Source organism: Pseudomonas sp. PDM19 (assembly GCF_014852215.1).
In the GTDB taxonomy this organism is placed as follows: Bacteria; Pseudomonadota; Gammaproteobacteria; order Pseudomonadales; family Pseudomonadaceae; genus Pseudomonas.
The window spans coordinates 520,503-539,462 of record NZ_JACVBG010000002.1 but is presented as its reverse complement, the minus strand read 5'-3'; the positions used below and the strand labels follow the sequence as shown (position 1 = coordinate 539,462).

The 18,960-nt window shown below is 62.3% G+C and carries 24 protein-coding genes; 8 read left to right on the top strand and 16 right to left on the bottom strand.

Annotation, left to right across the window (positions count from 1 at the left end; all coding sequences use genetic code 11):
• The 9 genes from IB273_RS10760 to IB273_RS10720 form a co-directional block, all read right to left on the bottom strand.
• Positions 1-357 carry a DUF2523 family protein gene (locus tag IB273_RS10760; protein ID WP_081520099.1) on the bottom strand — a complete coding sequence of 119 codons (357 nt, stop codon included), beginning with the start codon at positions 355-357 and terminating at the stop codon, positions 1-3.
• A 5-nt stretch (positions 358-362) separates the two neighbouring features.
• Positions 363-1,553: a hypothetical protein gene (locus tag IB273_RS10755; protein WP_192224049.1), complete on the bottom strand. Its 1,191-nt coding sequence runs from the start codon at positions 1,551-1,553 to the stop codon at positions 363-365.
• Between the two features lie 145 nt (positions 1,554-1,698).
• Positions 1,699-1,950: a major capsid protein gene (locus IB273_RS10750; RefSeq protein ID WP_192224048.1), complete on the bottom strand. Its 252-nt coding sequence runs from the start codon at positions 1,948-1,950 to the stop codon at positions 1,699-1,701.
• Between the two features lie 12 nt (positions 1,951-1,962).
• Positions 1,963-2,214, bottom strand: a complete 252-nt coding sequence (locus tag IB273_RS10745) for a hypothetical protein (protein ID WP_151188024.1) — start codon at positions 2,212-2,214, stop codon at positions 1,963-1,965.
• A 1-nt stretch (position 2,215) separates the two neighbouring features.
• On the bottom strand, positions 2,216-2,437 hold the full coding sequence (locus tag IB273_RS10740; RefSeq protein WP_192224047.1) for a hypothetical protein: 222 nt from the start codon (positions 2,435-2,437) through the stop codon (positions 2,216-2,218).
• Between the two features lie 16 nt (positions 2,438-2,453).
• Positions 2,454-2,873: a DNA-binding protein gene (locus IB273_RS10735; protein WP_192224046.1), complete on the bottom strand. Its 420-nt coding sequence runs from the start codon at positions 2,871-2,873 to the stop codon at positions 2,454-2,456.
• Positions 2,874-3,211: 338 nt separating this feature from the next.
• The gene (locus IB273_RS10730; protein ID WP_192224045.1) at positions 3,212-3,439 is read right to left on the bottom strand and encodes a hypothetical protein; all 228 of its coding nucleotides are present in this window, start codon (positions 3,437-3,439) and stop codon (positions 3,212-3,214) included.
• Between the two features lie 3 nt (positions 3,440-3,442).
• A complete protein-coding gene (gene pflM / locus IB273_RS10725) occupies positions 3,443-3,772 on the bottom strand; it encodes a lysogeny maintenance protein PflM (protein ID WP_192224044.1) in 330 nt (109 codons plus the stop codon).
• A 267-nt stretch (positions 3,773-4,039) separates the two neighbouring features.
• Positions 4,040-4,255, bottom strand: coding sequence for a DNA-binding protein (locus IB273_RS10720; RefSeq protein WP_192224043.1), 216 nt, complete (start codon positions 4,253-4,255; stop codon positions 4,040-4,042).
• A gap of 802 nt (positions 4,256-5,057) precedes the next feature.
• Between IB273_RS10720 and IB273_RS10715 the strand changes: the two genes are divergently transcribed.
• The 4 genes from IB273_RS10715 to IB273_RS10700 all read left to right on the top strand — a co-directional run bounded on the left by IB273_RS10715 (position 5,058) and on the right by IB273_RS10700 (position 8,037).
• Complete coding sequence (locus IB273_RS10715) at positions 5,058-5,687, top strand: hypothetical protein (RefSeq protein WP_192224042.1); 630 nt, start codon at positions 5,058-5,060, stop codon at positions 5,685-5,687.
• 329 nt (positions 5,688-6,016) lie between these two features.
• The gene (locus IB273_RS10710; RefSeq protein WP_192224041.1) at positions 6,017-6,613 is read left to right on the top strand and encodes a DNA-J related domain-containing protein; all 597 of its coding nucleotides are present in this window, start codon (positions 6,017-6,019) and stop codon (positions 6,611-6,613) included.
• Between the two features lie 160 nt (positions 6,614-6,773).
• Positions 6,774-7,370 carry a Yip1 family protein gene (locus IB273_RS10705; protein ID WP_024764594.1) on the top strand — a complete coding sequence of 199 codons (597 nt, stop codon included), beginning with the start codon at positions 6,774-6,776 and terminating at the stop codon, positions 7,368-7,370.
• A gap of 169 nt (positions 7,371-7,539) precedes the next feature.
• On the top strand, positions 7,540-8,037 hold the full coding sequence (locus IB273_RS10700) for a SprT family zinc-dependent metalloprotease (protein WP_088419775.1): 498 nt from the start codon (positions 7,540-7,542) through the stop codon (positions 8,035-8,037).
• A 6-nt stretch (positions 8,038-8,043) separates the two neighbouring features.
• Here IB273_RS10700 and IB273_RS10695 read toward each other — a convergent pair whose 3' ends face one another.
• Complete coding sequence (locus IB273_RS10695; protein WP_192224040.1) at positions 8,044-9,225, bottom strand: CaiB/BaiF CoA transferase family protein; 1,182 nt, start codon at positions 9,223-9,225, stop codon at positions 8,044-8,046.
• A 42-nt stretch (positions 9,226-9,267) separates the two neighbouring features.
• Positions 9,268-10,407, bottom strand: a complete 1,140-nt coding sequence (locus IB273_RS10690; RefSeq protein WP_192224039.1) for an acyl-CoA dehydrogenase family protein — start codon at positions 10,405-10,407, stop codon at positions 9,268-9,270.
• Between the two features lie 145 nt (positions 10,408-10,552).
• On the opposite strand from IB273_RS10690, the gene IB273_RS10685 reads away from it, so the two are divergent.
• The gene (locus IB273_RS10685; protein ID WP_192224038.1) at positions 10,553-11,017 is read left to right on the top strand and encodes a GNAT family N-acetyltransferase; all 465 of its coding nucleotides are present in this window, start codon (positions 10,553-10,555) and stop codon (positions 11,015-11,017) included.
• A gap of 194 nt (positions 11,018-11,211) precedes the next feature.
• On the opposite strand, the gene IB273_RS10680 is transcribed toward IB273_RS10685, so the two are convergent.
• Entirely contained in the window at positions 11,212-12,528 is a 1,317-nt protein-coding gene (locus IB273_RS10680; protein WP_081515835.1) for an OprO/OprP family phosphate-selective porin, read from the bottom strand.
• Positions 12,529-12,828: 300 nt separating this feature from the next.
• Between IB273_RS10680 and IB273_RS10675 the strand changes: the two genes are divergently transcribed.
• Positions 12,829-13,743, top strand: coding sequence for a DedA family protein/thiosulfate sulfurtransferase GlpE (locus tag IB273_RS10675; RefSeq protein WP_192224037.1), 915 nt, complete (start codon positions 12,829-12,831; stop codon positions 13,741-13,743).
• 90 nt (positions 13,744-13,833) lie between these two features.
• Here IB273_RS10675 and IB273_RS10670 read toward each other — a convergent pair whose 3' ends face one another.
• The 3 genes from IB273_RS10670 to IB273_RS10660 are packed head-to-tail and all read right to left on the bottom strand — an operon-like array spanning position 13,834 to position 15,799.
• Positions 13,834-14,073, bottom strand: a complete 240-nt coding sequence (locus IB273_RS10670; protein ID WP_081515839.1) for a zf-HC2 domain-containing protein — start codon at positions 14,071-14,073, stop codon at positions 13,834-13,836.
• Entirely contained in the window at positions 14,067-14,675 is a 609-nt protein-coding gene (locus IB273_RS10665; RefSeq protein ID WP_081515841.1) for an RNA polymerase sigma factor, read from the bottom strand. The genes IB273_RS10670 and IB273_RS10665 overlap by 7 nt, the downstream gene beginning before the upstream one ends.
• Positions 14,676-14,677: 2 nt before the next feature.
• The gene (locus IB273_RS10660; protein ID WP_192224036.1) at positions 14,678-15,799 is read right to left on the bottom strand and encodes a beta-ketoacyl-ACP synthase III; all 1,122 of its coding nucleotides are present in this window, start codon (positions 15,797-15,799) and stop codon (positions 14,678-14,680) included.
• Between the two features lie 424 nt (positions 15,800-16,223).
• Here IB273_RS10660 and IB273_RS10655 point away from each other — a divergent pair, with 424 nt between their 5' ends.
• Positions 16,224-16,736, top strand: coding sequence for an ankyrin repeat domain-containing protein (locus tag IB273_RS10655; RefSeq protein ID WP_192224035.1), 513 nt, complete (start codon positions 16,224-16,226; stop codon positions 16,734-16,736).
• 1 nt (position 16,737) lies between these two features.
• Here IB273_RS10655 and IB273_RS10650 read toward each other — a convergent pair whose 3' ends face one another.
• A complete protein-coding gene (locus tag IB273_RS10650; protein ID WP_151188044.1) occupies positions 16,738-17,640 on the bottom strand; it encodes a LysR family transcriptional regulator in 903 nt (300 codons plus the stop codon).
• Between the two features lie 103 nt (positions 17,641-17,743).
• Between IB273_RS10650 and IB273_RS10645 the strand changes: the two genes are divergently transcribed.
• Positions 17,744-18,928 carry an MFS transporter gene (locus tag IB273_RS10645; RefSeq protein ID WP_192224034.1) on the top strand — a complete coding sequence of 395 codons (1,185 nt, stop codon included), beginning with the start codon at positions 17,744-17,746 and terminating at the stop codon, positions 18,926-18,928.
• The last annotated feature ends 32 nt before the right edge of the window (positions 18,929-18,960 follow it).

Sequence of the window (18,960 nt, the reverse complement as noted above, 5' to 3'; positions counted from 1 at the left end):
TCACCTCCCAATGAACGGCACGAAGCGCATGCAGAAGCGCGTGGCCAGGGCGGAGAACATGATGTTGAGTGCCTGCGGTACGCCGAGAAATTGCAGCGCGGCCGCCAGCGGACCGGGGAGGGTGGCGTACATGGAGCGGACCATGTTGGACACGCCGAGGCTGTCGATCAGCTCGCGGGCGACGGTGTAGCTGACGTCGAGCAGGAATAGGAACGACTGGAGTGCGCTGTACATGGCCCACTGGGTGGCGACCACGAAGCCGTCCTTGATGAAGTCGTAGATCCCTTGGGTGAGGAAGTCCCAGATCCACTGGAGGAACAGGACGATCTGGTCAAAGAAGCTGGATAGCCATTCCATGATGGTCACTCCTTCAGAATGACGAACGCGGCCAGCACCGATGCCATGAACATCAGCGCGTAGCGCAGGTAGGAGAGCTTTTCTTCGTAGGGGGTGAAGCAGAGGCTGACGGTCTTTTTCCAGACCACGAAGGTGTCGCAGGGGAGCTTGCCGCCGCCCTCGCCGAGGTTGAGGTCGAACACCCCTTTCAGTTGGTCGGCGTTCTCTTTGATCTTCTCGGAGAACTCTTTCTTGGCTTCCGCAACCTTGGCTTCCCAGGTGCTGAGGGCGTCATCCCAGTTACCTTGCTTGGGCTGCTCCAGGGACTCTTTGGGGCCGTCGCCGCCGTTGGTGCCGCCATCACCGCCGCCCGTGCCACCACCCGTGGAGCCGCCGCCGTCACCGTTACCCGTGCCGGGGTTGCTGCCGCCGTCGCCACCATTGTTTCCGCCATCGCCGCCACCGGTATTGCCGCCGGAGCCGTCGGGGTTTTCGTTGCCACCGCCCGTGGTGGGGAAGCAGGCGGAGCCCGACCACGAATAGCCATCAGGGCATTTGTCGTCGGGGTCGATATCGGGCGGAGTTGTCTGGGCACCGGTACAGCCGACCGTGCCGTTGGCGGTCTTGCTGCATTCGAACTTCTTCGCCAGTTCGTCGAGGTAGTCCTGCAACTGCTGATCCGGGTTGTCCGGGTTATCCGACATGTCGTCGTTACCCACCGGGATCATGTCTACGGTGCAGACATTGTCGTCACAGCTATCAGGCGTACCCGGCTCGTACACACATCCGTCTTTGATTTCGGGATCGAGCTCAAGGACTGCGCCGCCATCGGTGTACGAGAACTGAATCGTCTTGGTGTAGTTGCCGCGAGTCTTGCACTCGGCATCCGAGGGGCGCGTGCAGATGCCGGTGTTGGTGTCGTAGCTACCGGAGCAGGTATCACCACCCCGAGATAGCGGCAGGCGACCATACTTCTCGCCGACTTGGTTGTAGAACAGGCAGCGGAAGGAGATCTTGGTATCCATCGGCAGCACGTAGGCTTCGGCCACCGCGTTACGTAGCCCGGCGACGGGATAGCCCTTTGCGACATAAGCACTGCACGCAGCCTGGGGAGAGGGATATCGATCCCCGTCCACCATGTACCAGTAATAGTCTTCGGCGAAGACGGACGAAGAGAAGCCGGCCAGCAGCGCGAGCAGTAGAAGTGCCTGCCTCATGTGAACTCCAAGCAACAAAAAAGCCCCTGCGGACGAACCGGAGGGGCTTCCGCTTTGGATCAGCGCGTTAGAAGAATTCGCCGCAGCGGTACCCGGTGATGAAGGCGCCGGCGAAGAACGCCCCCAACCACACCGACCAGAGCACTTAGGCCTTGCGCAGCATGCTGTAGATCAGGCCGGCGACCGCCAGGATGACCAGAGCACCGACGATGTAGCCGCCGATGTTGGACATGTCGGACTTGCCGTCGGTGATGGCCTGTTCCACCGCGCTGGTGTCGATGACGCTGGCTGCCCAAACCGGCATCGAGGACGCGGCGGTGACGGTGCCGGCGATGCACAGGTTGCGGAACGAGCGGACCGGGTTGAACTTGGCGATCTGTTGTTTCATGGCGTTCATGGTGTTTCCTCTCTACTTGGCTTTACGAAGAAGTGACGCGACCCAGCCAGTTAAAAGCCCCGTCACGAATGCCCCGAGAACGCCCGCAGCACCGATGCTGAAGGCCTCCAGGGAGAACCCGCCGTTGACCAGGATTTCAATTGCTCCAGCGGCCTCGGGCGGAATCAGATAGGCCTGTTGCCACTCAATCTGCTGGCAGCGCATCAGGCCGTCCGCCGTGGACGCCCAGCTGGTGCAGACCTGAATGGCAACCACGCCTGACATGTCAGCGGGCCTCCTTGCGCGGGCGGTCGCACCAGCTCCAGAAGGAGCGCAGGACGAACCACCAAATGGCGAAGAAGACGAACGCCGCCGCGACCACAGCGATCACGGAATCCAGCGGGTAGGGTTCGAAGAATTCGCGCACCGCACGCACGGCAGGCGATACCGCGCAAAGAATTGCCACGTACAGAACCCAGCCGAAGGCGAAACGGAGCGGCGCTTTCATCTACCTACCCTCGTCGTCAGGACTTGCTGTTGTCGGAGGGCTTGTCGCTGGCCGGCTGCTGAGTCGGGCGCTGGGCTTGTGCCTGGGGTTGCGGCTGGCGGCTCGGTGCCGGGGTGTGCACGTCTTTGCCGGTCGCGAGCAGTTCGGTCAGCACCTGGGTATTGGTGGTGCGGCCGAAACGGTCCTGAGTCGGGCGGACGACGCTAGCGAACTTGCAGAGCACCGGAGCGCCTTCAAAGACGATGGAATCCAGCAGAGTTGGCTCGACGTTGTATTCGCTGATCTCGAAGCCCTTGGCGTTGCCGCGAGCGGTTTCCGGGATCGGGGAGATGGCCTGGACGCTGGCGAAGATCTCGCCGGACTTGGTGGAGGTGTAGGTGTCGGTCTTGGTGACCCAGAGTTCGACTACGCCGCCAGTGGTTGCAAACATGTTCATTGCTAGTTCTCCTTTTGCCTTTTTTAGGCATGAGTTGGCCCGCAACCTGATTTGGTTGTTTCTCTTCAAATGGCGGGAATTACTGTTTTGCTGAACTATTCAAACATCTATTTCTACTGAAATTTCATAGATCAATTAATTTCAAATAAAGACTTTCAAACTGGATACTGTTGGATAGGACTGGACTCCATTTTCGTGCCAACTATCGATACATAAGAAAGTTTCATCTCTCTTAGATAAACGTCGTAAGGACTCCGCCCTTACCATCCCGCTCTCGCCGCCGAGGGCTCAGGAGCGCGGGGCGGTGGTGCTGCCCCTCACTCCCGAGCGGAGGCTATTCAAGGCGGAGGACGGTCAAGGGTGCGCTTCGCCCGGCGCTCCGTTTGTCCGAACGGGAACGCGCGTTCGGACAAGCCGGTGCGGCGGCCCTGGACCGGCTTGGCCTGGGTGCGGCTGTTGCGGTCAGCCCACTTCGAAATTTCGTGAGCCACGCACATCAGGGGAAAGCCGACACAGGTCAGGAGGGCGAACAGCAAACTTACGCAGAAGGTGGCGTCAGTGGGCATGGCTCAGGTCCCCAGCTCGAATGGCTCGCGGATCGGCACGAAAGGAGTCGGCTTGCCGCTGTCGTAAACAACGTACCAGTACTTCGGCGGACGGAGCGCGGGCATGTGTTTCGCGCAGGTAGAACCCGGTTCCACCCGGTACGTCGAGTGGATCGAGCGCCACACTCCAGCGACCTTGGCCATCGTGGTAACGACCGTGAAGACTCGCGTAGGGCGGCACTCGGTGCAGGGTGTGGACAGGGAGGGAGCGGGCATTGGCAGTTCGCGACGGGACCAGCAGACAGAGCAGTCGCAGTCCGGGGCGTGCGGTTGGTGCAGGTACTTCGACAGCATCGGAAGTCACCTCGCGATCAGTAGGCAGACGCGGATGAATCACGGCGAGGGAGAACAGGCACCGCATAGAAGGAAGAACGTCATCATCGCGGTTGGCTTCGACGGTCAATCGCGCAGAGGCAAGCTCCATTCGTCCTTCTTCATGGAATCTTCGTGCTGCATCCGAGAAGCCATCGGCCAAAGCCTTGTGCATCAGACGGAAAGACAGGCGTGCAGCAGCGAGCTTTTCTCGAACGCGCTGAGCACTGAGCGGAGAAAGAAGGCTCATCAGAGACCCTCCTGTTCCAGCAGACGACGACTCAGCAGCGCCACATTCACCATGACGCGGTTGCCGATCTTGATGCGCGGGATGTAGCCCACGCGAATCCAGCCCTCAACTACCCCCTCATCCATACCGATCCACGACGCAAATTTCCGCCACGGCATCAGCACGGGAGCGTTCTTCAGCAAATCGAGAGAAACCTTGCTTCCTTCCGTTTCCATGACCTTTCCTGCACTATCAGATGTCAATTATTCGGGGACATCCGACATTGCATTAAATGCAATGCCATAGATGCACCATAACAAATCAAGCACTTAATGTGTTGCACTATGTGCTAGATCATTAGAACTTTATGGAATGATCAGAGAAAGAATTATTGCTATTTGGGAATATATGGACTTGTCCGCTGCTAAGCTGGAGAAGCTGACGGCTATTGACCGCAACAATTGGTACCACCTGCGGAACGGCAGGCGACGAGCCAACGAAGACGACATAGAGGCAATAATCAAGATCGCCCCTCAGTTCGCTTTTTGGCTAACGACAGGACAGATTGCCCCGGAGATTGGACAGGTCAGCCCCGAGTTCGAAGAGGCAGACGCCCACTTGCAAGGTCCCCACGTGGGATAGAGCTGACAAGGAAGGCAGCCCTCAAGTGGTTCAAAGGAAAAAAGGGGTAACACCTGCAAGGTGTTGTGCTGCGTGCAAGACCCCAGGCACTGAAACGAAGAAGCCCGCCGATATGCGGGCTTTTTTATGGTCAGCTACCGACCCAAAGCGGACATTACAATTTAGAACGGAAATGGCCGGAAAAATTTTATGAAGGTGTTGGTGTGGGGTTGTGATGGCTCTGCCGTTTTTGGTTAGACATATCTATTTATCGTATGGGGCTAGAGACTTCTTCAGCTATACAGATTTCCATCGAAGCGCCCATGGCTCGGCCTGCGAACTTCCGATTAACTTGCACCTCAAGTGCAAGGTGCTAGCATCCTAATGTCCTTTGCCGCATAGGATCAGGAGGATCCGATGATTGGCTTGGTTTACATACTATTCTTTGCCGTCTATTTGGTCTTGTTTGTTATTGTCGTCAGCCTATCCTATCGATTTTCCAAAAGGCGCTTTAAGAAAGGGTGGGCTGGAGCGTGGGTCTCCGCAGCGATAATGTTTGGAATTGTATTCTGGGATTGGATTCCGGTTTATGTGCTTCATAAATATTACTGTTCATCGGAAGCGGGATTTTGGCTGTATAAAAGCCCGCAGCAGTGGGTAAAGAATAATCCGGGTGAGATCGGGAAAAAGTGGGGCTCCGAGTACGGAAGAAAATCAGAGACGTTAAGCCCTAATACTCGCAGGTATTGGTATTCAGACCGAATATACGTGGATGTTACGCAAGGTAGGTTCTTTTTCGATGAGCTTGGGGGAATTGAAAGAGTATTAGTCGACAGTGGGAGCGGCGACGTGCTGGCCAGAGGAAGAGAATTTGGCCGCGGAAATCCCGCAGCCTTATCATTGGGCGCGAGAAATTTAAGCGACTATAAGATATGGCTTAGCCTTGGTCGTTACAACTGTGGCCCGATTGAAAACCCCGCTGGATTCATGGATCAATTCAGCAAGAACGTCTACGCACTAGGGGAGCTGGTGAAGAAATATAAATAATGACTTATATGCTGCACGTTACAGAGCTGGCTGAGGCGACCTATACCAGCAGGCGAATTGAGAACATGGAGTAAAGCTCAGCTTTGAGATGGTCGGTTGCTGCTGTCCGCTTCTGGCCGATAGCAGCCCTGGCAACCTGTCGAAAAAGTGTCGATATCGCTGCCCATTTCTATCCGAAACTATCCAGCCCTAATGCAGTAAAAAGCCCCAGCCCCCTGATCTATCAAGGGCTATCCAACGCTATCCACTGAAAAATCATGGCTAGCATTTCTACGCGCAAAGCGACGCGTACCCCAGCCCCTCTATCGGGCTACTGCTAATCTGACCGCATGACGCCTGATCTCGAACCTTCCCTCGACCTGACGGATCAGCTCCTGCAGCTATTGCGGGAAGCGCCTGAAGGAATCTCCGAATTCCAGCTGATCCAGCACTTGAAGGCTCGGCATTCCACCCACGTGCCGCACCTGCCGCTGACCGACAAGCTGGTGCTGTTCCGCACCCATTTCCTGGTGTTCAACGCGCTCTATCGCCTGCGCGACCGGCTCTGGGAGGAGAACGCCGCGCACCTGGAGATCGGCCCGCTGCAGATTCGTCTCTCTCCTTATATGAGCGGCGTGCAGGCGCTCGGCGAGCAGGATGCCCTGCGCGCCTACTACCTCGATGAGAAACACCTGAAGGAAACCACCGAGCGCGACGTGGAGAAACTGCTGGAAAGCTTCTGGACGCGCATGCAGGGCAACGAGGAAAAGGCCGCGGCGCTGGCCCTGTTCGAGCTGGAAGACGGCCCGGTGGACTACGCGCTGATCAAGCTGCGCTACCGCCAGTTGGTCAGCCAGCACCACCCCGACCGGGGCGGCAGTACAACGCGCTTGCAGTCGATCAACAAGGCCATGGAAATTCTGGAGCGCTATTACAGCCGCCCGTGAAACTTCCATTTGCTCTAACCCCACGGACGACGTGGCCTGCAGCCATTCCTATACTGCGACTTAAGGTCGCATAGGTCGGCCGGGCACCGGATGACGCTGGCTACGCGTATTCGGCGCCTCGCTGGGGGGCGACCTTCTATAAGAAGAGGAGAATGCTGACATGATCCATCATGTGTGGGGGCTCTTCACCCATCCCGATCAGGAATGGCAGGACATCCGTGGCGAAGAAGAATCCATCAGCCACATGTATCTGACGCACGTCCTGATCCTCGCTGCCATCCCGGTCATTTCCGCCTACATCGGCACCACGCAGGTCGGCTGGGTATTGGGCAATGCAGGACCGGTCAAGCTGACGGCCGCCAGTGCGATCCAGCTGACCATCATGACTTACATCGCCATGCTCGCCGGCGTCGCCGTGATGGGCGCCTTCATCCACTGGATGGCCCGTACCTACGACGCGTCGCCATCGCTGACCCAATGCATAGTGTTCGCCGCGTACACCGCTACTCCGCTGTTCATCGGCGGCCTGGCGGCGCTCTACCCGCACCTGTGGCTGGGCATGATCATCGGCACCGCCGCGATCTGCTACACCGTCTACCTGCTCTATGTCGGCATCCCAACCTTCATGAACATTCCCAAGGATGAAGGTTTCCTGTTCTCCAGCTCGGTGCTGGCGGTAGGACTGGTGGTGCTGGTGGCAATGATGGCCCTGTCGGTCATCCTCTGGGGCAGCGGCGTCGGCCCGGAATACACCTGATTGCACGACACGAACGGAAAACCGGGCCCCAGCGGCCCGGTTTTCTTTTGCGTGCTTGCCTGAAACTCGCCCGGCTTGCCTGAACCTGCACCCCGGACGAGCGGCCGCGAGAAATCCTCCACCCGCGCTCCGACTGCGGCATAATCTGCCCCCGTCGGAGAACCACTGTATGCCTGAACAGCTCAACGCTCGCGTCGAAGCCTGCTACCAGCAGGCCGAAGCCTTCTTCCAGCGGCGCTTTCCCCGCCCGGAAGTCAGCTTCCGGCTACGCGGCCAGAAGGCCGGCGTCGCCCACCTGGATGAAAACCTGCTGCGCTTCAACCCGCAGCTGTACCGGGAAAACCACGAACACTTCCTGCAGCAGACCGTGGCCCATGAAGTGGCGCACCTGATTGCCCACCAGATGTTCGGCCCGCGCATTCGCCCGCATGGCGAGGAGTGGCAGCTGATCATGCGCGGCATCTACGGTCTGCCGCCCGATCGCTGCCATACCTACGAGATCAAGCGCCGCCGCTCCACCCGCTACCTGTATCGATGCCACTGCGGCGAGGGCAATGAATTCCCCTTCTCGTCCCAGCGCCACAACCTTGTTGCCCAGGGCCGCCGCTATTACTGCCGGCGCTGCCGTGCGACGCTGATCTTCACCGGTGAAACCCGCCGCGAGTGATGTGGTTCAGGCAATGACCTTCGCAGCCTTGAGCGCCGCAACCTGCTCGTCGGTGTAACCCAGTTCCGCCATCACTTCTGCCGTATGCGCCCCCAGCGCAGCACCGATATGCCGTGGCTCGGGCAGGCCGGCGGAGAAACGGATCGGGCAGGCCATCTGCCGTTGCTCGCCGCCCTTGCCGTTCGGCACCCGGGTGACCAGGCCGCGCTCTGCCAATTGCGGATGCTCCACCGCCTCGGCCAGCGACAGCATCGGCTCGACGCAGGCGTCCAGCGCGGCAAAGCGCTCCTGCCACTGGGCGAAATCCTGTTTCTCGAACTCGATGGCAATCTCGCGCTTGAGCGCCTGCTGCTCTTCCGGCCTGGGCGACAATCCACGCGCCGCCAGCTCCGGGCGGCCGATGGCGGCACAGAACTGCTGCATGAATTGCGGCTCCAGACTACCCACCGAGAACCAGCGGCCATCGCGGGTGCGGTAATAGTCGTAGAAGCTGCCGCCATTGAGCGCCAGGCCTTCCATCTCCGGCTCCACGCCCGCCGCGAGATAACCCGCACCAGCCATGCCATGCAGGCTGAAGGCGCAGTCGGTCATGCTCACATCGACCTGCTGCCCCTCCCCCGTCTGCTGCCGGTGGATGACCGCCGCGAGCAGGCCCATCACGCCATGCAGCGAGCCGCCGCCAATGTCCGCCAGTTGCACGCCCAGCGGCAGCGGGCCGCTCTCGTGGCGGCCGGTGTAGCTGGCGACGCCGGCCAGGGCCAGGTAGTTGATGTCATGCCCGGCGCGGTCGCGCAGTGGCCCGGTCTGGCCGTAGCCAGTGATCGACACGTAGATCAGCTTCGGGTTGATCGCTTTGAGCGCCTCGTAGCCCACGCCTAGCTTGTCCATCACGCCGGGGCGGAACTGCTCCAGCACGATGTCGTACTCCTGCACCAGTTGCTTCACCACTTCCACCGCCTCGGCCTGTTTCAGGTCCAGCGCGATACAGCGCTTGTTGCGGTTGAGGTAGGCGTGACTGGCGGAGGTACCGTCCACGTGCGGCGGCAGTACGCGCACCAGGTCCATGCGCGTGGGGGATTCCACGCGCAGCACCTGGGCGCCCATGTCGGCCAGAAGCAGCGAGGCGAACGGCCCCGGCAGCAGGGTGGAAAAATCGAGGATCTTCAGTGAGGCGAGCGGGCCGTTCATGGGCACTCCTGTTTCGCTCAATCGATGCGTGGGCGCCGCGCCTCAGAGCTTCATGCCGCGGCTGATGATCTCTTTCATGATCTCCGAAGTACCGGCGAAGATGCGCTGGATGCGCGCGTTCGCGTACATCTTGCAGATCGGATACTCCCACATGTAACCCCAGCCGCCGTGCAGTTGCACGCCTTCATCGACCACCTTGCACAGCAGCTCTGTGGTGAACAGCTTGGCCTCGGCGGCCACTTCGGGGGTGAGCTTCTTCTGGTTGTGGTCCATCACGCAGCGGTCGGTGAAGACCTGCGCCACGTCGATCTGCGTGCGCATCTCGGCGAGCTTGAAGCGGGTGTTCTGGAAGTGCGCCACCGGGCGGTCGAAGGCCTTGCGCTCCTTCACGTAGTCGACGGTCGCGTTCAGCGCCGCCTCGGCGCCGGCCACCGCGCCGCAAGCGTTGGTCAGGCGCTCCTGGGCCAGCATGTTCATCAGGTAGAAGAAGCCGCCCTTGGCATCGCCCAGAAGGTTCTCCTTCGGCACTTTCACGTTGTTGAAGAACAGCTCGGCGGTGTCCTGGCTCTTCATGCCCAGCTTCTTCAGGTTGCGCCCTCGCTCGAAGCCTTCCATGCCACGCTCGACTACGAACAGCCCCATGGCGTGCTTGTTCGCCGGGTCGGTCTTGGCCGCGACTATCACCAGGTCCGCCAGCAGGCCGTTGGAGATGAACACCTTGGAACCGTTGAGGACGAAGTGGTCGCCCTTGTCCACCGCCGTGGTGCGCATGCCGGCCAGGTCGGAGCCGGCGGACGGCTCGGTCATCGCGACCGCCAGGATACTCTCGCCACGGATGATCCCCGGCAGCCAGCGGGCCTTCTGCTCGGCGTTGCCGTACTCGGCGATGTAGGGGCCGCACAGCGCCGAGTGCAGCGGGATCATGAAACCCGGCTCGTTGATGGCGGCCAGTTCCTCACACATGATCTGTTCGTAGCGGAAATCCTTCAGAGCGGTTCCGCCGTACTCCTCTTCCGCCCAGGGCAGCAGGAAGCCCATCTCCCCCGCCTTGCGCCAGACACTGCGGTCCACCACGCCGGCTTCCTCCCATTCATCCTGGTGAGGCACCACTTCCTTGTTGAGGAAGGATCGGAAGGCATCGCGGAACAGGTTGTGCTCGGTCTCGAAGTGATTGCGCAGCATGGTCGACTCCCGGTGGGTTGAGTGCCCGCAGGGTAGGTGCTGGCTGCGCGCAGCCTCAATGACGCGAGCGCTCAGGGTCGATTGACGCAATCGCCCAGCAGATGCGAGTGTGAAACTTCCCAAAGCTGCACCGGAGAGCGCCCGCATGCAGATTCGCCCTTTCCAGCTGGGTGACATCCCGCCGTACGAAAGCTGGTTCAAGGATCCGCTGCTCGATGCACAACTGGGCCCGATGGATCGCTATTGGCTGGAACAGGTGCTGAAGGATGCGGACAAGGCCCAGTACAGCATTCTGCATGGCGGCCAACTGATCGCGGTGGTGGGGGTTTGCCTGCCCACTGCGGCGCATCCGTACTACTTCGTCACCGATCTTGCCGTGCGCCCGGAGTTACGCGGCTCGGGTGTCGGGCGCGCGGTGATGACCCTGGTGATGAGCCGGCCGGAACTGCAGGGCAGCCCCTTGTGGCGGGCCAGCGTGAGGCCGGACAACCCGACGGCACTGGCCTTCCTCATCAAGCTGGGCTGGACGCGGCTGGAAATGGGCAATCCGTTCGATGAGCTGCTCGAGTTCGAATTCCGCCGACGGCCAGCGGGGCCTTTGCTCCGCTGATCCAGCCGGTGCGTAAGTGCGGACTTTGTCCGCGATAGCTCACCGCCTACGCCGGGCCCGCCCGATCGCGGAAGAATCCGCTCCTACGCGAGCGAGAGATTCGGTGTTCGTAGGAAGGTAATTTTCCGACTCCATAAAAAAACCCCGCCGAGGCGGGGTTTACACAAAGGAGTCAAACGGTAGAGCGGCCGTTCTTAGAACACGTACTGCAGACGGGTCACGACACCGTTGCCGTCGTCGTCGCCGTTGGCATTGCGGATGCCGTCGGTGCTGACGTGAACGTAGTCCAGGGAGACCTTCACGGCTTCGTTGGCGTACCAGTTCACACCGATGGTGTTGGTGCTGGCCTTGGTGTCGCCCACGTCGCGGGTGGCGGTAGCCACGACCACGTTCGGGTCATCAACCTTGATGTGGTCGTAACGGTAGAAGACTTCCCAGGCACCGATTTCCTTGTTGGACGGCTTGATGGTGTCGAACTTGGCGCCATCGAGCTTGTACACGCGGGATTCACCGGTGATGGTGTAGGCCAGCTGGCCGTAGTAACCGTCAGCCTTGATGTCTTCGTAAGCGTCGGCATCAGCCTTCAGCTTGCGCTTCAGGTATTCGGCCTGAGCGGAGAACGGGCCGATGGCGTAGGCGAATTCAGCACCCCAGGTGGAGTCGTCCTTGTAGGAACCGGCCGGGCTCAGGGTGGCGCCGCCGAAGGTAGCGCGGTTGCCGTTGTCGCCAGCGTCGTTACCGCCGTTGGTGGCGATGCCACGCATGCCCAGACGCGGACGGATGCGGGAGTCGAAGGCGGTGTCATCCAGGTCACGGTAGGCGTAGTCCACGCCAACGTGCAGGACGTTGCCGTCGGTGTTCAGCGGAGCGAACACGCCGCGGAAGTTGAACTGCTTGACGCTGTCGCCGTCGGTGTCGTCGGCGTCCTTGGCGTAAACGCCGGCGTCCAGGTAAGCCATGTTGGCGACGACGCCGCCAACCTGGGCACCCATGCCGTCCTGGTGGGTGTTGATCCAGTCAGCCAGTTCGTAGGCGCTGGTACGCTCGGTGGCGGTGACCCACTTGGAGCTGGTGGCTTTTTCCAGACCGAAGTCCGGGTCGAAGCGGCCGAACTTCAGGGTGACCGGGCTGAAGCCGGTGTAGCTGAAGGAGGCTTCGTCGAAGTAACCGTTGTCAGCGTTACCGGAGTTGTGGGACATGTCGTAGTTGATCTGGTATTTCCAGTCTTTGTAGACAGTGCCGCCCAGTTCCAGGTAGGCGCGGCGGAAGTAGGCGCCGTCACCGTTGTTGCCGTTCTTGGTGTAGAAACCATCGAAGCGGCTGTAATCCGCTTGCAGACGGCCACCGAGCTTGAAGCTGAATTCCTTGTCGGTGGTGCCGACTTCAAGACCGCCTTTGGTCTTGATTACGATATCGGCGCCATCGGTGGTGACTGTGCCTGCGAAAGCCTGGGCGGAAACGGCCAGTGCCAGGGCAGTGGCGGCGTAACCGGCGAAGTGCTTACGGATCATCGAAGATTCCCCTTAATGGTATTTGCGTTGAACACGCCGAGTGCCTGGCTGCTGCGCGCCCCCCAAGGACTCGCACAGGCCGTTCTGGCGGCCCCCGTTTGTGTTGCTGGGAATCTTGGCGAGGGGTTATTTCAGATCAGTTGCTCGTAGATAAAACTTTTATTACAAAGGAACTTTTGATTTCCTTATGGCATAAAGGTCCTAAGCCATGTCCCACTAGGCCTTCAGGCATTTCTGAAGGCCGCTTTACCGGTATGCTGTCGCCTTCCCCAGGAAGACCGTTCCCGCCCAGGCTTTCCCATGCACGAACTGCAACCCCTGATCCAGCAGCACGGCCTCACCTTGCTGTTCTTCAACGTCCTGCTCGAGCAGTTGGGCCTGCCGATCCCGGCCTACCCGGCGCTGATCGTCGCCGGCGCCCTGACGCTGCAAGGCAGCGGCGTGCCGCTGGGCCAGGCACTGGCAGTGGCCGTCTGCGCCTGCCTGATCGCCGACCTGATCTGGTTCTGCGCCGGGCGGCACTATGGCGGCTTCATGCTGCGCAGCGTGTGCAAGGTTTCGCTGTCGCCGGACAGCTGCATTCGTCAGAGCCAGAGCTTCTATCTGCGCGTCGGCCCGCGCGCGCTGCTGATCTCGCGCTTCCTCCCCGGCGCCAGCGCGCTGACCACCACCATGGCCGGCATGACGCGCACGCCGCTGCCGCGCTTCCTCGCCTACGACTGCGCCGGAGCGGCACTCTGGGCGGGCTCCGCGCTGCTGCTCGGGAGTATTTTCAGCAGCGCGGTGGACCGCATCCTCGACCTGCTCACCGAGTACGCCAGCGTCGGCGTCGCGGCGTTGCTCGGCGCCTTCGCGCTGTTCATCGTCTGGAAGCTCTGGCAGCGCTTCAGCCTGCTCAAGCGCACCTCACGGATTCCGCGCATCAGCGTCGACGAGCTGCGCGCGCGCCTGGACGCTGGCGAGCCGCCGCTGATTCTCGATGTGCGTGCGCAGTTCGATGACGAGGCGATTCCCGGCTCCATCGCCTTCCGCCTGGACGGGGCGCTGGACGAACTGCGTGGCAGCCTGGAGGACAAGGACGTGGTGATTTACTGCGCCTGCCCCCACGAGCTTTCCGCGGCGATGCTGGCGGAGCGGCTGCAGGCGTTCGGACACCCGCGGACGTGGGCACTGTCGGGCGGGTTGGATGCGTGGCGAGCGCAAAGTCTGGGCTGAGGATTTGGCTGCAGGACCGTCATCGCACGGACGTATCCGGCAAGCGCTACGAGGTGTTCATCCCGCGCCGACTGCACAGGTCCGAATGATTCAGCGCCGCGCGCTGTCGCGGCGCAGTTCGGCGAGGTGGTCGGCCAGGCGTTCCGAGTCGGGTCGCGGCGGGTCCGGCAGCAGGCGCAGGGTGGCCTGGGCCAGACGCATCTGTCGCAGATAGCGCCGGCAGTTGCGGCACAGCAGGAGGTGCCGGCGCAGCGCCAACTTCTCGCGCCAGCCCAGCTGCTCGTCCAGCAGGTCGCTGGAGCGTGCCACCAGTTCCTTGCAGGTCAGCATTCCCCGGTCTCCTCGAAGTGCTCCACGGTGGCAAACACCTTCAGCCGCGCACGGTGCAACAGCACCCGGACATTGGAGAGCGAAACCTCCAGCAGATTACAGATCTCCTCCAACTCCAGTCCCTGGCGTTCGCGCAGCAGCAATACGCTGCGCTGCAGTTCGGAGAGGCTGAGCAGAGTCTTCTCCAGGCACTGCCGCAGTTCATCCTCGGCCAGCAAGGCTTCGGGCGAGTCCTCGTGCCAGGCCAGCGGCGCCGGGCTCCAGTGGCCGTCGGCGGCGAAGCGGGTTTCGTCGAGGCTGCCGTGGGGCGCGGGCAGGTCGTCCAGCGAAACGTCGCGGCGGACCTTGCGCAGGCGCGATTTGGCGGTATTGGCAGTGATGGTCAGCAGCCAGGTCTTGAGGCTGGAGCGACCCTGGAAGCCATCGAGGTTGCGCACCGCGGCGAGCCAGGCGTCCTGCACCACTTCATCGGCATGAGCGGCGCCGACGATGGCGATGGCCACGGCGCGCATCGCACCCTGGTAGTTGGCTACCAGGGTGCGGAAGGCCTGCTGGTCACCGGCCAGCAGGCGCGACAACAGCTCGCTGTCGTCGGCGGGCACGATCAGCGCTTGCGCAGGATCACGCTGCCGATGGAGTAGCCGGCGCCGAAGGAGCTCAGCACGCCGATGGCGCCGGCGGGCAGGTCGTCCTGGTACTTGTGGAAGGCGATGACCGAACCGGCGGAGCTGGTGTTGGCGTAGGTATCGAGGATCACCGGTGCTTCGTGGGCCTCGGCATCACGACCGATCAGCTTGCGGGTGATCAGCAGGTTCATGTTCAGGTTGGCCTGGTGCAGCCAGTAGCGCTTCACGTCGCTGACCGGGATGTCGTTCTGCGCCAGGTGTTCGCCGATCAGCTCGGCCACCATCGGGCAGACGTCCTTGAACACCTTGCGGCCTTCCTGCACGAACAGCTTGTCACGGCTGCCGATGCCCTCTTCCGCGGCGCGGTTGAGGAAGCCGAAGTTGTTGCGGATGTTGTTGGAGAACTGGGTCAGCAGCTTGGTGCTGACCACGTCGAACTGGTGCTCGCTGGTGGCCTGGTCGGCACGCTCGATGACCACGGCGGTGGCCGCGTCGCCGAAGATGAAGTGGCTGTCGCGGTCGCGGAAGTTCAGGTGGCCGGTGCAGATTTCCGGGTTGACCATGAGGATCGCGCGGGCCTGGCCCAGTTGCACGCTGTTCACGGCGGCCTGGATGCCGAAGGTGGCCGAGGAGCAGGCGACGTTCATGTCATAGCCGAAGCCCTGGATGCCGAGGGCAGCCTGCACTTCGATGGCCACGGCCGGGTAGGCGCGCTGCAGGTTGGAGCAGGCGACGATCACCCCGTCGATGTCTTCGGGGGTGCGGCCGGCACGCTGCAGGGCCTGCTTGGCGGCGGCAGTCGCCATCTCGCAGAGGATGCCCCAGTCTTCGTTTGAGCGCTCCGGAATGCGCGGCGCCATGCGCTGCGGATCGAGGATGCCTTCCTTGTTCACCACGAAGCGGCTCTTGATACCGGAAGCCTTTTCGATGAACGCCGAGCTGGACTCGGACAGTGCTTCGACTTCGCCCCTGGCGATGGCTTCGGCATTCTGCTCGTTGTGACTGCGGACGTAGCTGTTGAAGGATTCCACCAGTTCATCGTTGGAGATGCTGAACGGCGGGGTATACAGGCCGGTTCCGCTGATCACGACTTTATGCACGGTCAATCCTCTTCTCAATCTGCGCCGCCGGGCCGGGCGGCAAGGTTAGGCATCAAGGTGCCCGCCCATCGGCCGGCACTGGATATTCGTCGCTCCGCGTCCTGGCGCGAAGGCTTCGGGATGGCGATCCCCGCAACAGGGCAGTGTGCCACTCCCACCGACGGTGGGCACCTTTGCCCGCCCGGCGGTTTGCGGTTTCACCCCAGGTGCAACCGCTGATCGCTGATTATGCTGCAATTTTCGCCGAAAAGTCGCCGTGCGAGGGCGGCATTTGCGCAAGATCATGGACATAAATCACGCCACGCCTGCCCTGGAGCAACGGATTGAAATTTTCCACCGGCACCATAGGCACAGTGTTGGCGCGCCCAGGCGCGCCAGTCCTTATCCTTCAGTGCATTCCCGACTTTGCCAAGGAGACTTCAGGATGAGTGCCGCGAACCGCCCGGAAATGGACGAACAGACCCTGGAATTCGCCAACCAGGTGATCGACCTGGCCCGCCAGGGTGATACCCCGCGCCTGACCGACCTGCTGCAGCAGGGCCTGCCGGCCAACCTGCGCAACCACAAGGGCGACAGCCTGCTGATGCTGGCCAGCTATTACGGCCACCACGACACCGTTGGCGTGCTCCTCGACCACGGCGCCGACCCGGACCTGCGCAACAACGCCGGGCAGACGCCGCTGGCCGGGGCCGCCTTCAAGGGCGATCTGGAGATGGTGCGCCTGCTGCTCAGCCGGGGCGCACAGGTCGAAGGGGCATCGCCCGACGGCAAGACCGCGCTGATGATGGCGGCGATGTTCAATCGCCCGGAGATCGTCCGCTGCCTGCTGGAACACGGCGCCGACCGCGAGGCCCGCGACGCCAGCGGCCTGACGGCGCTGGCCGCGGCGAAGATGATGGGCGCGGCCGATACCCTGGCATTGCTCGAAGCCGCCTGAGTCAGTCGATGCGCACGTGCTCGGCGAGGAAGTCGAGCACCGCGCGCACCCGCGCCGGCAGGTGGCCCGGCTTGCCCAGGTAGAGCGCGTGCATGGGTTTGCGGTCGCCAGGATTGAAGTCCTCCAGCACCGCCACCAGCCGTCCGGCAGCGATATCCTCCCGTACCTGGAATTCTGCCAGCCGCGCCAGCCCCAGCCCGGCCAGCGCCAGATGACGCACGCTGTCGCCGTCGCTGGCCAGCAGGTTGCCGCTGGGCTCGGGGGCATCCGCCGGCTTGTCCAGGAATGGCCAGTCCGGCTCGACACGCCGGTAGCTGAAACCCACGCAGTTGTGCTCGCCCAGCTCGCGCGGATGCTGCGGCGCAGCGTGCCGCGCCAGATACTCGGGCGCGGCGACAATCTTGTGTCCGGACTCCCCCAGCGAACGCGCCACCAACCGCGAGTCCCGCAGTGGGCCGCTGCGCACGGCGACATCAGCACGCACTTCCAGCAGGTCCACCACTTCATCGGTCAGTTGCAGGTCGAGACTGACGCCCGGATAGCGCTCGAAGAACAGCGGCAGCGCCGGGATGAGGAACTGCCGGCCCACCGGCAGGTTGCAACTGATGCGCACCCTGCCCTGCGGCTCGGCACTGACCGAAGCCTCGCGTTCGGCTTCATCCAGATCGGCAAGGATGCGCAGGCTGCGTTCGTAGAACGCCGCGCCTTCAGCCGTGAGCTGCTGGCGCCGAGTGGAACGGTTGAACAGCCGCGCGCCGAGGCGATCCTCCAGGCGCGCCACCAGCTTGCTCACTGCCGAGGGCGTCATCCCGCACTGCTGCGCGGCGGCAGTAAAACCGCCGGTTTCCACCACGCGGATGAACACTTCCATTTCGCCGAAGCGGTTGACGTCAGGGCGGGCCATATTGAATTCAATTCACAGGTGATTTGCTTACAAGCAGTCTATATCAGCAATACGCACGGGGATAAGGTGGCGGCCATTCTACGAATCATCCGGGAGAGCCCCCGTGCCCATTGCCTTGTACGCCTTGACTGCCGGTGCCTTTGGCATCGGCGTTACCGAATTCGTGATCATGGGATTGCTGCTGGAGGTCGGCCATGATTTCGGCGTCTCCATCTCCGCCGCCGGCCTGCTGATTTCCGGCTACGCGCTGGGCGTAGTGCTCGGCGCGCCGCTGCTCACCGCCCTCACCGCGCGCTGGCCGCAACGCCGCACCCTGCTCGGGCTGATGGTGATCTTCACCCTCGGCAACCTCGCCTGTGCCCTGGCGCCGGATTACGCCACGCTGATGGCGGCGCGGGTGCTGACCTCCTTCGCCCATGGCACCTTCTTCGGCGTCGGTTCGGTGGTCGCCACCAGCCTGGTGCCGGCCGAACGCCGCGCCTCGGCCATCGCGCTGATGTTCACCGGCCTCACCGTCGCCACCATCCTCGGCGTGCCGCTGGGCACCTGGCTCGGTCAGCTCTATGGCTGGCGCGCGGCTTTCTGGGTGGTGACCGGCATTGGCCTGCTGGCCCTGGCGATCCTGGCGATCTACCTGCCGCGCCACAGCGCACCGCCGGCCGCCGGCAACCTGCGCGACGACTTCCGCGTGCTGAAGCGCCCCGCCGTGCTGCTCGGTCTGCTGACCACCGTGCTCGGCTTCGGCGGTGTGTTCACCGTGTTCAGCTATGTGTCGCCGCTGCTGACCCGCCTCGCCGGCTTCTCCGAAAGTGCGGTGTCGCCGGTGCTGCTGGTGTTCGGCGGCGGCCTGGTGCTGGGCAACCTGCTGGGCGGCAAGCTCGCCGACCGCAAACTGGTGCCCGCCCTGCTCGGCAGCCTGGTCGCGCTGGCGGTGGTCATGGGCCTGATGAGCTTCGCGCTGGAGAACCGGATTGCCGTGGTCATCTTCATCGCCCTGCTCGGCGCCGCCGGGTTCGCCACCGTGCCGCCGCTGCAGATGTGGGTGCTGGAGAAGGCCCACGGCGCCGGCCAGAGCGTCGCGGCCAGCTTCAACATCGCCGCCTTCAACCTGGGTAACGCCCTGGGTGCCTGGCTTGGCGGCATGACCATCGACCACGGCCCCGGCCTCGCCGCGCTGCCCTGGGTCGGCGCCGCGCTGCCGGTGGCGGCCATCATCACGGCGCTGCTGTGTCTGCGTCTGGAACGTGAACCGGCGATGCCGGCCGCGACCGTCCAGCAGGCCCGGTGAACGATCAGCGACACCTGACTGTCGAGGAAAGG